Origin of the sequence: Occallatibacter sp., assembly GCF_036502485.1 — a bacterium.
In the GTDB taxonomy this organism is placed as follows: domain Bacteria; phylum Acidobacteriota; class Terriglobia; order Terriglobales; family Acidobacteriaceae; genus Telmatobacter.
Genome location: NZ_DASXYM010000036.1, coordinates 63,080 through 74,964, shown reverse-complemented (window position 1 = coordinate 74,964; position 11,885 = coordinate 63,080). Strand labels below are relative to the sequence as shown.

At 64.7% G+C, this 11,885-nt stretch carries 7 protein-coding genes; 4 read left to right on the top strand and 3 right to left on the bottom strand.

Features of this window, described 5'->3' with window-relative positions:
* The 4 genes from VGL22_RS06005 to VGL22_RS05990 form a co-directional block, all read left to right on the top strand.
* A partial coding sequence (locus VGL22_RS06005; protein ID WP_465265991.1) for a cellulose biosynthesis cyclic di-GMP-binding regulatory protein BcsB occupies positions 1-1,540 on the top strand: 1,540 nt, incomplete at its 5' end.
* Positions 1,541-1,715: 175 nt separating this feature from the next.
* Positions 1,716-2,990: a cellulose synthase complex periplasmic endoglucanase BcsZ gene (gene bcsZ, locus VGL22_RS06000; protein WP_465265990.1), complete on the top strand. Its 1,275-nt coding sequence runs from the start codon at positions 1,716-1,718 to the stop codon at positions 2,988-2,990.
* A gap of 2 nt (positions 2,991-2,992) precedes the next feature.
* Entirely contained in the window at positions 2,993-6,997 is a 4,005-nt protein-coding gene (locus VGL22_RS05995) for a tetratricopeptide repeat protein (protein ID WP_465265989.1), read from the top strand.
* Positions 6,933-8,243 carry a cellulose synthase subunit BcsC-related outer membrane protein gene (locus VGL22_RS05990; RefSeq protein ID WP_465265988.1) on the top strand — a complete coding sequence of 437 codons (1,311 nt, stop codon included), beginning with the start codon at positions 6,933-6,935 and terminating at the stop codon, positions 8,241-8,243. The genes VGL22_RS05995 and VGL22_RS05990 overlap by 65 nt, the downstream gene beginning before the upstream one ends.
* 553 nt (positions 8,244-8,796) lie before the next feature.
* Here VGL22_RS05990 and VGL22_RS05985 read toward each other — a convergent pair.
* Genes VGL22_RS05985 through VGL22_RS05975 form a run of 3 tightly spaced genes read right to left on the bottom strand, consistent with a single transcriptional unit; the run spans position 8,797 to position 11,741 of the window.
* Entirely contained in the window at positions 8,797-9,198 is a 402-nt protein-coding gene (locus VGL22_RS05985) for a DUF1801 domain-containing protein (protein WP_465265987.1), read from the bottom strand.
* A gap of 6 nt (positions 9,199-9,204) precedes the next feature.
* Positions 9,205-10,332, bottom strand: a complete 1,128-nt coding sequence (locus VGL22_RS05980) for a universal stress protein (RefSeq protein WP_465265986.1) — start codon at positions 10,330-10,332, stop codon at positions 9,205-9,207.
* Between the two features lie 2 nt (positions 10,333-10,334).
* The gene (locus tag VGL22_RS05975; RefSeq protein WP_465265985.1) at positions 10,335-11,741 is read right to left on the bottom strand and encodes a sensor histidine kinase; all 1,407 of its coding nucleotides are present in this window, start codon (positions 11,739-11,741) and stop codon (positions 10,335-10,337) included.
* Between the last annotated feature and the right edge of the window lie 144 nt (positions 11,742-11,885).

Sequence of the window (11,885 nt, the reverse complement as noted above, 5' to 3'; positions counted from 1 at the left end):
CGGCATGATCTCGGAAGGCCGCCCCGTCCGCTTCCCGGTCCACATCGGCGAACTGCCCGCCGGTAACGCCATCATCATCTCTGACAGCTCGTCCAACCTGCCCGCCGGCCTCAACATGGCCGCCGGCACCTCTCCCATCGTGGCCATGCGCCCCAATCCCAATGACCCGTACGGCAAAGTACTCGTCATCTCCGGCGGCGATCCTGACCAGGTGCTCGTGGCTGCCCAGGCCCTCGCCATGCAGAGCAGCCTCCTGCAAGGGCCGCAGGTGAGCATCGACCGTCTCGCCCTCCCCTCCAAAATGGCCGCCGACAGCGCGCCGCGGTGGGCCCAGACCGATCGAAAAATCGCGCTATGGGATTACTCCACCAACGAGAACCTGCAGGGCGATGGCTCCGCGCCCCTCAACGTCTACTTCCGCATCCCTCCCGATATCTATTTCGCTGACCGCCCCAACTCCATCCTGCACCTGTCCTATCGCTATAACTCCATCCCCATCGGCCCCATCTCCAGCATGCAGGTCCGCATCAACAACGCGTTCCTCGGCTCCGTGCCTCTGGTGCCCGGCCAGGAACCCGTCAGGAAGCAGGAGATCGACGTCCCCGTTCCCGTCGTCAACCTGCGCCCCTTCTCCAACTCGCTCTCCTTCGACTTCACCTTCCAGCTTCTGAAAAAGGGCAACTGCCAGGACACCACCCCCAGCAACATGCAGGGCGCGGTCCTCAAAGACAGCTTCCTCGATCTGCGCGGCTATCCTCATTACGCGCCCCTGCCCAACCTGGAAATCTTCGCCAACGCCGGTTTCCCCTTCACCCGCTATCCCGATCTCGGAAACACCACCGTCGTTCTGCCCCTCAATCCCACCCCGGAAGAGGTGGAGATTTTCCTCACCATGATGGGCCACTTCAGCCGCCAGAGCGGGTACCCCGCGCTGCGCGTCACCGTCGCCGGCCCTGAAGCCATGCATCCCGGTGCTGACAACGACTTCCTCGTCATCGGCACGGGCGACGACCAGCCCGGCTTCGATAAAGTCTCCTCCAGCCTCCCGGTTTCCCTCGCCAGCGGCCGCGTGCAGACCCACGACACCCAGGGCTTCTTCGCGCCCATCCATCACGCCTGGTGGAAGGTGCAGACCAACGAGCGCGCCGAGTCCGGCGAGCTCATCGCCTCCGGCACCCCTGACGCTCTCATCGAAGGCATCGAATCCCCCTTCTCGCCTCGCGCCACCGTCATCGCCGTCCACCTGAAAGACGCCGCCACTTACCCCGCGTTCATGCAGACCTTCCTGTATGTCCAGCAGGCCAGCGACATTCAGGGTTCCGTCTCCATGCTCCTGGGCACGCGCTTCCAGTCCTTCCGCGTAGGCGCCAGCATCTACCACGTGGGCACTCTGCCGTGGTGGACGCGCCTCACCCTCTGGTTCAAGGAAGTTCCGTGGCTCGCCGCCGTGATCGTGTTGATGGTTGCCTTCCTGATGGCGGTTTGGACACGCAACTGGCTGCGCGTGAAGGCAAGAGCCCGGCTCAAAATGCTCGACTGATGCCGAGTTGTGTTCCACTCCTTGAAATGGCCCGCTTGGCGATGGGAAAATGCCAATGCGAAGCCTTGATCAGATAAACATGCGCGGCAGACGCTCGATGCGTCACCGCACACCCTGGACGGCGATCATGGATCTCTCTCTCCGTGACTTCGACCATGTGCGTTGGGGAAAGGGTTTGGATCACATTTTGGTCGATTTTGCGATGGGTCGAGGTTCGAAACGCGCTCTGGTCCTGCTCGCCGTTTTTCTGATCGCAGTCGCCAGCGGCGGCTGCCGCCAGGGTCCATGGACCCTCTGGGAAGCCTACGCCGGCCACTTCATCAATGCCGACGGCCGCGTCGTCGAACATTCCGTCAACGACCGCACCACTTCCGAAGGCCAATCCTACGCGCTGTTCTTTGCGCTAGCCGCCAACGACCGCCCCCGCTTCGACAAGATCCTCGCCTGGACCCAGGGCAATCTCGCCTCCGGCGACCTCGGCAAGCGCCTCCCCGGATGGCAGTGGGGCAAAGCTCCCGACGGCCAATGGAAACTCCTCGATCCCAACTCCGCCTCCGACGCCGACTGCTGGATCGCCTACTCCCTCCTCGAAGCCGGAAGGCTCTGGAACAATTCCGCCTACACCCAGCTCGGCCGCCAGATGCTCACCCTCATCGCCAGGCAGGAAGTCGCCGACCTGCCCGGCTTCGGCGCCATGCTCCTGCCCGGTCCCGCCAACCTCTGGGTCCACAACAATGTCTGGACCGTCAATCCCAGCTATCTCCCCCTCTTCCAGTTCCAGCGCTTCGATGAGGTCGACTCCGCGGGTCCGTGGGGCGCCATCCTCATGAACATCCCCCGCTTCCTCCGCCTCAGCGCGAAACATGGCTATGCCATGGATTGGGTCGATTACGTGCCCGGCGACGGCTTCTATCCCGCGCCGCCCCCCGGCTCCGCGCCCCCCGAGCCGCCTCAAAAGCCCTCTCTCCCCGTCAGCGTCGCAAAAGCCGCAAACCCCCAGCCCGCCAATCCCCCGGGCCCCGCTCCCCAGCCCGCCGTCGGCAGCTACGACGCCATCCGCGTCTACCTGTGGGCTGGCATGATCGACCCCTCCGGCAACACCCGCCGCCAGGTCCTCGACGGAATTCCCGGCATCGGCGCCTTTCTCGGCAGCGGAGATCACGTCGCCCCTCCCGAGAAAATCACCGCCCAGGGCATACCCGAGCCCCAGCCCGGTCCCGTCGGATTTTCCGCCGCCCTTCTTCCTTATGTTTGGGCGCAGCCTGAAATGGCCCGGATCGGCGCGCAGCTCCGAGTCAGAGTCGGCGCAGAACGCAACCCCGACACCGGGCTCTATGGAAAGCAGCCCGTGTATTATGACCAAAACCTCGTTCTTTTTGCCATGGGGTATCTAGATAATAGATTCTGGTTCGGACCGCGCGGGGAAATGAGAGTGGAGTGGACACGGTGACCATGTTGAGGCGCAGGTTCGGCAGGATAATTCCCGTAGTCGCGGTGTTGCTGTTCCTGCTCCCGCAACCGGGCCAGGCGCAAAAAACACCGGCCTCCAGCACCGCCGAACAGACTCGCCAGAGACTCAGCGCCAACGCCCGCGCCCTTGAAGCCCGCGGCCGTCCTGACCTCGCCGTCCAGCAGTGGCAGCAAATCCTGCTCTCCGATCCCAAAAACCCTGAAGCCCTCGCCGGCCTCGCCCGCGACTACAAACTCAGCGGCTCCACCAAAGACGCCCAGGACGCCCTCGAAAAACTCCGCGCCGTCAATCCCAACGACCCCAACATCGACAAGATCCAGTCGCTCTCCAGCGCCAAGAGCCAGGGAGCCGACCTCCGCCGCGCCGGTGACCTCGCCCGCCAGGGACGCAACGAAGACGCGATGAAGATCTATCGCCAGCTCTACGGCGACCGTCCCCCCGAAGGCGACATCGCCCTGGCCTACTACCAGACCATGTATGGCACCGCCGGCGGTAAACCCCAGGCCATCGCCGCCATGCGACAGCTCACGCAGAACAACCCCGCCGACTCCCGCTATGCCGTCGAACTGGGCCGCATGCTCACCTACGACTCCAAAACCCGGTCCGAAGGCATTCGCGTCCTCGGCGAGCATCCCCAGGATGCCGGCGCCCGCACCGCCCTCCGCCAGGCCCTCATCTGGGATGCAGCCAACCCCACCTCGGCCAACGAACTCCGCAAATACCTGCAGGCCCATCCCGGCGACACCGAAATCGCCGGCCATCTCAAGTCAAACGAATCCAAGCTGGCGCAGATGAACTCCGGCATCGCCCGCACCCCGGAAGAGCGCGCCGCCTTCGCCGCCCTCAACGCCCACCACCTCGACGAAGCCCAGAAGCGCTTCTCTGAATTGCTGGAGAAAGATCCCAACAACGGCCGCCTCGCCGCCGGCATGGGCTTCCTCCGCATGCAGCAGCAAAACTTCGGCGGAGCCGTCAGCTACCTCACACAGGCTGAGCAGGATGGCTACAAAAACGCCACCGTCGAGAACGCCCTCGATACCTCGCGCTTCTGGTTCACCATGAGTGAAGCCTCGCAGGCCTTCACCGGCAACCAGCTCGACGTCGCCGCGCAGAAATACAAAGACGCCCTCGCCATGCGGCCCAAAAGCCCCGACGCCATGAACGGCCTCGCCGGCCTCTATATCAAGGAGCAGCAGTACGGGCAGGCTGCCCGGATCTACGCCGACCTGCTCAAAATCCAGCCCGCCGCCCCCGACGCCTACCGCGGCCTCTTCCTCTCCTATGCCCGCGATGGTCAGAATCAGCAGGCCCTCGCCTTCGCCGCCACATTCCCCCCGCGCGTCAAAGCAGACCTCGCCAGAGATCCCGAATACCTGCGCACCCTCGCCACCATCTATAAAGCCGAAGGCCGCTCCGCCGACGCTCAGAAAGTTCTCGCTCAGGCCCTGGCTCTCCCGTTCCCTGAAAACGGCGCCTCCCTGAAGCAGGACACCCGCATGCAGTACGCGGGAATCCTGATGGAAGCCCGTCGCTTCGATCAGGCGGCGGCGCTTTACACCCAGATCCTCAATGACGACGCCAACAGCCTCCCCGCCTGGATGGGCCTCGTCAGCGCCCACCACGAGCTGGGGCAGGACACCGCCGCCATCAACGACGTCCAGAAGATGCCGCCCGCCGTCTACGAATCGGCTGCCTCCGATGCCGGCTTCCTCACCATGCTCGGCTCCATTTACCAGCAGGCCAACCAGTTCGACGTCGCGCAGAGCCTCCTTGAGCGCAGCGTCAAGCTGCAGCTCGCCCAGGGCGCCCAGCCCACCATGCAGCTCCAGATGCAGCTCGCCGGCATCTACCTCCAGCGCGGCAACACCGACCAGGCATACGCCATTTACCGCCAGGTCCTCACCGCCCATCCTGACCGTACCGACGCGTGGAAGGGCCTGATCTCCAGCCTCCAGGGCACCAACCACAGCACTGAGGCGCTCCAGCAACTCGCGTACATCCCGCCGGCGGTCCGCAAGCAACTCGATACCGACCCCCAGTTCGTGCAGACCGTCGCCAGCATTTACGCCTCCTCAGGCGACGTGACCCACGCCACTGAATACATGGCCCGCGTGCAGCGCTATTACGCGCAACAGGGAACCCCCCTCCCCCCTGACATGGCTATCCAGAACGCCTGGCTGCTCTACAACACCAACAACGACCGCCTGCTCTACCCTGAGCTCATGCGCCTCGGCGCCCGCCAGGATCTCACCGTTCCGCAGCGCGAGACCGTGCAGACCATCTGGGCCAACTGGGCCGTCAAGCGCGCCGGCGTCGCCATTCAGAACAATGACAACCAGCGCGCCGTCGACATCCTTGAAGCCGCCGCCCAGGCCTTCCCTGACAACATCGACGTCAAGCGCGTCCTCGCCGGCGGCTATCTCCGCACCGGCCAGACCCGCGCCTCCCTCGCGCTCTACAAAAACCTCCCCATGCAGGGTGCCGCCGTCAACGACTTCCAGGGCGCCATCGGCGCAGCCCTCGCCGCCAACGACAAGCCCCAGGCAGAAGCGTGGCTCCGTCAGGCCCTTGAGCGCTTCCCCAAGGACTACCGCGTCCTCGGCCTCGCCGCCCAGTTTGAGCAGGCGCGCGGCGACATCCAGCGCTCCGCCGACTACTGGCGCGCCGCCCTCGCCGCCATGCCCGCCGGCTCCCCAACCGACAAGCTGGCCCACGAGCTCGCCTATCCTGACCAGGACAATAAGGCCCACAAGGCGCGCACCACGGCCGACCTCCAGCAGCTCCTGAACCCTGAAACTACGGCGGCCAGCGAGCCCTTCCAGAAAACCGTGAAGCTGCCCCCGCTGCCCGCCTACGGCCCCGACCCCTACCTCGGATCGGCCCCCGTCATGCTGCAGCCGCAGCAGACCGTCGCCCGCCAGGCTGATACCCCCTCCATTCCGGCCACCACCCAGGTCACCCCCAGCTATACCCCGGGCGCTGACACCCCGGGCGCCGGCGCGACAACCAGCACCCCCACCCCCCGTCATCGCTCCGGATCCGCCGCGAAGCAGTCCACCCACCACAAGCCCGCCGCCGCCACCCCCACCAGCCAGACCGGCTACACCGGGCAGATGAACCTCCCGCCCTCCGAAGAGAACATCACCAATACCCAGACCGCGGCGCCACCCCCCACCCCCCCCGTCCAACAGCCGCCGGCGGTCCCCGTTCCGGTCACTCGCCCCGACGACCAGAACCGCATCGTCTTGCCCGTGCCGTCCACAGACGACAAGCCAAAGATCTACATCCCCGCACCGCAGTCCTCCATCCCAACTCCCAACGCCGGCTCTGAGCCGGCGTTTCGGCGTTCGTCGCCGGGCGCTACTGACCCGGCGCAGACGCAGAGCCAGGTCCAGACACAGTTCGCCCAGCAGACTGACCCGCAGTTGACGCCCCCCGGCTCCTCCCAGGCCATCCACCCCCTCGCCAACGCGCCGCTGACCCTGCCCGGCGATCCCGTTCGTCCCGCGGCGGATGCGGAAGCCCCCGTCAAGCCGGCCTTCAAGCCGGACGGAAGCCCGAACGTCAGCCCTGACTACAGCCAGACCCAGTACACCCCCTCCGCGCAGGAAGCCGCCACCGGCGCCTATTCGGCCCAGCGCAACAAACCCGAGCAGCCAGTCGCTGCCCAGCAGACCCCACCCCCCCCTGCGACCCAGCCGCTCACCGCGCCCCAGCCCCAAACCCCCGCCAGGCGCCACAAGCGCTCGAGCAAGCCAGCCATCCTCCCCTGCCCAGCCCGACCAGACCCAGACACAGACCCAGCCCCAAACCCAGCAGACCCAGCAGCCCGTCCCCCAGGACCAGTCCCCCCCCGGCGGTCTCAGCGACGAGCAGCTTCAGGACCGCAACCTGCCGCCCCTCCGCGGCCCCTGGGTCCGCGTGCAGCGCCAGCCCCGCGTCATCAGCCCGCGCGAAGAGGCCGAGCAGCAACTGCAGTCGCTTGAGAGCAGCTACAGCGCCTGGATCGGCGGATCCGGCATCATTAATTACCGCAGCGGCGACCTCGGCTACAGCCGCCTCGGCGCCTTTGAAGCACCCTTCGAGGCCGCCGTCCCCTTCGGCTATCACGGCCGCCTCACCTTCATCGCCAAGCCCGTCTTCCTTGACTCCGGTCAGGCCGACGGCAGCAGCGTTATCACCGTCCGGGAATCCACCGCCTCCGGCACCTGTCTGGTCACCATCTCGCAGCCACTGGGCACGGCCACCAATACCGGCACCCAGGGAGCTGGCTCTGTTTGTGGAACCACCGTAGGCACGACAGTCTTCACCCCGCCCGCCCAGCAGAATGCCTCGGGCATCGCCGCCGAGGCGCAGCTCACCACCTCCACCTTCGCCGTCGCCGGCGGCTACACCCCCTTCGGCTTCCTCGTAGCCAACTGGAACGCTCGTGCCCAGTGGCGGCCCGCCAACGGCCCGTTTACCTTCTCGTTCCTGCGCGACTCCATCAAGGACTCGCAGCTCTCGTACAGCGGCCTCCGTGACCCCGGCACCTCCTCCCTCAGCTACCCCGGCACCATCTGGGGAGCCGTCATGGGAACCGGCGGAAACGTCCAGTTCGTGCACGGCGACGCCATCTCCGGGTTCTACCTCGCCATCGGCGGCCAATACCTGACCGGCTATAACGTCCAGACAAATAACCGCTTCGACGGCAGCGGCGGCGCCTACTGGCGCGCCAAAGCCTTCCCCGAATTTGGAACGCTGAGCGTCGGCGCCAACTTCTTCGCCATGCACTACGCCCACAACCAGGGAGCGTTCACCTTCGGCATGGGCGGCTACTTCAGCCCCCAGGCCTACTTCCTGGCCAACGTCCCGGTCACCTGGAGCGGCCACTACCTCACCCGCTTCCACTATGAAATCGTCGGCGGCCTCGGCGTTCAGGCTTTCCAGCAGGACCTGACCCCCCTCTACCCCCTCCCCGCGCAGCAGGCCCTCGAGATCGCGATGAACAACGCGGCCATCCCCGCGCTCACCAGCGTCGGCGCCAACTACGACATCCGCTTCAACGGCGCTTACCAGATCAGCCCGCACTGGTTCGCCGGCGGCTTTGTCAGCGGCAATAACGCCCGCAACTACAACGCCGCCACCGCCGGCTTCTCCATCCACTACATGTTCCGCACCCAGCCCTCCACCGTCACCGCCCCCACCGGCCTCTTCCCCCACGACGGCATCCGCCCCTTCACCGTCCCCTAAGGCCGGCTCGTCCCAAAACAAAGCTGGGTTCCCCCGCGCTCGTTCCTCCACGCCCCCCGGGTCTCGATCCCCCCTCGGTCTCGATCTGAGACCGCGGACCTGTGACCGCCGACACAGCCCCGCCAACCCATGAGGCTCATACTAAAAAACCGGCTCAACCATGCCCACACCCTCCCATCCCGTCTCCTACCCCCACCCCCCCATGGGGCCGGTCAACATCCCCCTGGAAGCCATCAGCAAGCGCATCCGCCCCAATGTTTACCAGAAAATTATTAGGTACATTCTTTCCTTCCGGTGCGCACGCCGGAGGCCACTCTCTGAAATCAGGAGAGTTACAAAATCCGACCCGGTGATCCATCTCACAATTTCAACGCCGGACGCCCCGCTCCCGCATAGATTCCCGCTCAGGATCGAAACAAGTGCCGTTAACTAAGTGGTACACCGTGCCAAGGGCACACACATTTCGACGTCGATGGCGCTGAAGGGAAATAGACCAAGGTCCATGTGTTCTGCGAATAGAAAGAGACGAGCGACCACGAAGTCCGGCCTGAAATCAGCCGTTTTCGAGACGTGACTTGATGTCGGCGTAGGCGCTCTCAATCAGTGTCGTAAGCGCGGCGGACTCCACAGCTACCCCTGGTCTCAGCTTCACGTGCCGCATGAACTTGCCCGAGCCTTCCAGCAGCCGCGCCGGGTCCGGCAACCCCGCGCCCTGAAAGAAACCCACGTTCACGTGCGCCGTGAAGACGTTAACGTAAGCGAAAGGCACATCGCCCAGGCAAGCGACCGGGCACCCATCGTGCACCAGCTCGCGAACCTCATCGCCGCAGCGGCGCATCCTCTCGAACCACTGCCGCGCGATGCTCCCCAGTTCGCCTTCGTGCTTTCGAAACCAGTCCTCGATGGCGGGATCATGCACCTTGGCCCCGTCAAATCGCAGCAGTTCAGCTTTCATAGTCGCTCAGGCGCCCTTGCGCGCGCTCTTCTGCGTGGGAACAACCTGCACCGTCACATCTCGGACCTCCGCGAGGAAGCGATTCAGCGTGGAGCCGCGCAGCAAAATCTCCCAGCGCGAGCGCGCCGACTGGCCAAACACCACATGCGAAATGCTCTCCTGCTGCGCGAAATGGATCAGGGCGTCGGGCACATTCTTGTCGACGAGGTTCACCACCTTGGCGCCTAAATCGCGGGCCAGGCGCTCGTACTCCTCCAGCCGCTGACGGGCCTCGGGCTCGGCCGTCTTCGCCTCGTCGGGCCGCGACACATACACGGCATACCAGTTGGTCGACAGACGGCCGGCGATGCGCGCGCCCACCCGGATCAGCTTCTCCGTCCCCGGACGCGCGCTCAGGCACACCATCACCTTCTCCGGCACGGTGGCCTGCTCAAGGCCCTGGGTGCGGCGGTACTCTGACTCGCGCCGCGAAACCTGCTCCGCGGTTGTGCGCAGTGCAAGCTCGCGCAGAAGATTCAAATTCCCGATCCGGAAAAAGTTCGACAGCGCCGCCTCTGCCTTTTCGGGCGCGTAGATCTTGCCCTGGCGCAGGCGGTTGCGCAGCTCGGTCACGGTGACATCGACGTTCACTACCTCGTCCGCGCGCTTGAAAAAACTGTCCGGGACGGTCTCGCGAATGACTGCATTCGCGGAGTGGCCTACCACGTCGTTCAGCGTTTCCAGATGCTGCACGTTCACCGCGGTCATCACGTTGATGCCCGCTTCGAGCAGCTCCAGAACATCTTCGTAACGCTTGTCGTTGCGGCTTCCGGGCACATTGGTATGGGCCAACTCGTCCACCAGCACCGTGTGCGGCTTGCGCGCCAGAATCGCCTCGAAATCAAGTTCCTTGAAGTGCACGCCCCGGTAGGGAATTACCTTCTGCGGAATCACTTCGAGATCGCGAATGCGGGCAACCGTCTCTTCGCGGCCGTGCGGCTCCACAAAGCCGATCACCACGTCGATGCCGTCCTGGTGCTTCATCCGCCAGGCATCGTTCAGCATGTCCCAGGTCTTGCCCACACCAGGCGCCGCGCCAATGTAGATGCGCAGTTTGCCTTCGTCTGAACGGCGGTCCAGCTTCATATCAGGCATGCTTAGCCGACCTCGACGGGGTGGCTTGCGCTTTCGATTGCCGCCACAGGAAGGGTGAATCGAAACGTTGTGCCGGAGCCCGCCCGGCTTTCGACAGCGATCTGGCCGCCCAGCGACTCGACCAGCCGGCGCACCAGCGCCAGCCCCATGCCGGTCCCCGTGTCAGACGATGCGTTGAACCGGTCGAAGATGTTGGCCAGGCGCTCGGCTTCTATGCCCCGCCCGGAGTCGCGCACCGTGAACTGCACGAAATCTTTGCCCTCTTCGGCGGCGAGATAGATGTGGCCTTCAGCCGGGGTGAAGCGCAAAGCGTTGGTCAGTAGATTGTCAAAGATGCTTCGCACCGCTCGCCGATCGCCGCGAATGAAGGCGAGATCCGCAAACGCGCTGGTGGTGATCTCCACGTTCTTGGCGGCGGCCTGGTCTGCGTAGCGCCCTTCCGCTTCGCGCAATAGAGAGACAGGGCGAAGATTCTCGAGCGTCATCTCGCGCTTGCCCACATCAAGCTCGGCTACTTCAATCAGGTCGGCCATCAGGTCGTCCAGCTTCTCGGTGTCTTCCACCGTAGAGGCCAGCACCTCCTGCTGCAGTGGCGACAACTCGCCCGCAAAGCCCTTGGTCAGCGCATAGAGACCGCGGCGTACCTGCAGCAGCGGGTCGCGCAGCTTGCGGCTGGCTACGGCGATGAACTGCGTCTTGAAGCGGTCGGTGTTCTGCAGGCTGGTGACGTCTTCAAGCGTGGTAACGGTGCCCAGCAGCCGGCCTTCCGAATCGCGCATTGGCGTGGTGCGCAGCCTGAAGCTGCGGTCCGCCTTGCCAAAACGCATGGGCAGCAGCGCGGATTCTCCTTCACCGGCCACTGCCTTCTGCATCGCAATGGCGTCGCGGATGGCGGAAAGAATCTTGGCCGCGCCGGGAGTGTTGGTGAGGACCATGCGATCCGTGGCGCTCTCGCCCAGCAGTTCGGCCGCCGCCTGGTTCACCTTGAGCAGATGCCCCTTGCCGTCGGTCACGATGATGGGCTCAAAGATGGACTGCAGCACCGCGTCGGAGAGCTGGTACTCCATCTGACGTCGACCGGCCTCGGATTCGCGGAGATCGCGCAGCCGGACAGCGATCCGGTTGAGTTCGGACGCGAGAATACCCAGGCTGTCGCGGCTGGACCATCCGGTGTGGTGTTCGAGATTTCCCTCGGCAATTCTGTGTGAATCGCGGGCCAGCGAGCGGATAGGCCAGAGAACCAGAATCACCGTAGCAATGGCTGTGCAAACGGCCGCTATCGGCAGGATGACGGCGAGATCCGGGTGACCGGCGGCAACCAGCGGCTGATGTGCAATCACCGCCAGCCAGATGGTCAGGCTGGCGAGAAGGGCGCATCCGAGGATCAGGCGCTGGGTAAGGTTCAGCATGGCGTGTTCACTGACGGCATGGGCACGACGTTTCTTGGAGTGGAGGCAACATATTCATTTTGGCTGATATGGGCGTCTCCACGCAAAGAGGCGGGGCAGGGTAGCGCACCGTATGAATCGATTTAGGCCAGTCTGCGAGCAAAC

What these genes read in the sequence shown, in the direction of transcription:
- VGL22_RS05985 (WP_465265987.1), bottom strand. Translation starts at nt 9,198, where the DNA reads ATGAAAGCTGAACTGCTGCGATTTGACGGGGCCAAGGTGCATGATCCC.
- VGL22_RS05995 (WP_465265989.1), top strand. Translation starts at nt 2,993, where the DNA reads ATGTTGAGGCGCAGGTTCGGCAGGATAATTCCCGTAGTCGCGGTGTTG.
- VGL22_RS05980 (WP_465265986.1), bottom strand. Translation starts at nt 10,332, where the DNA reads ATGCCTGATATGAAGCTGGACCGCCGTTCAGACGAAGGCAAACTGCGC.
- VGL22_RS05975 (WP_465265985.1), bottom strand. Translation starts at nt 11,741, where the DNA reads ATGCTGAACCTTACCCAGCGCCTGATCCTCGGATGCGCCCTTCTCGCC.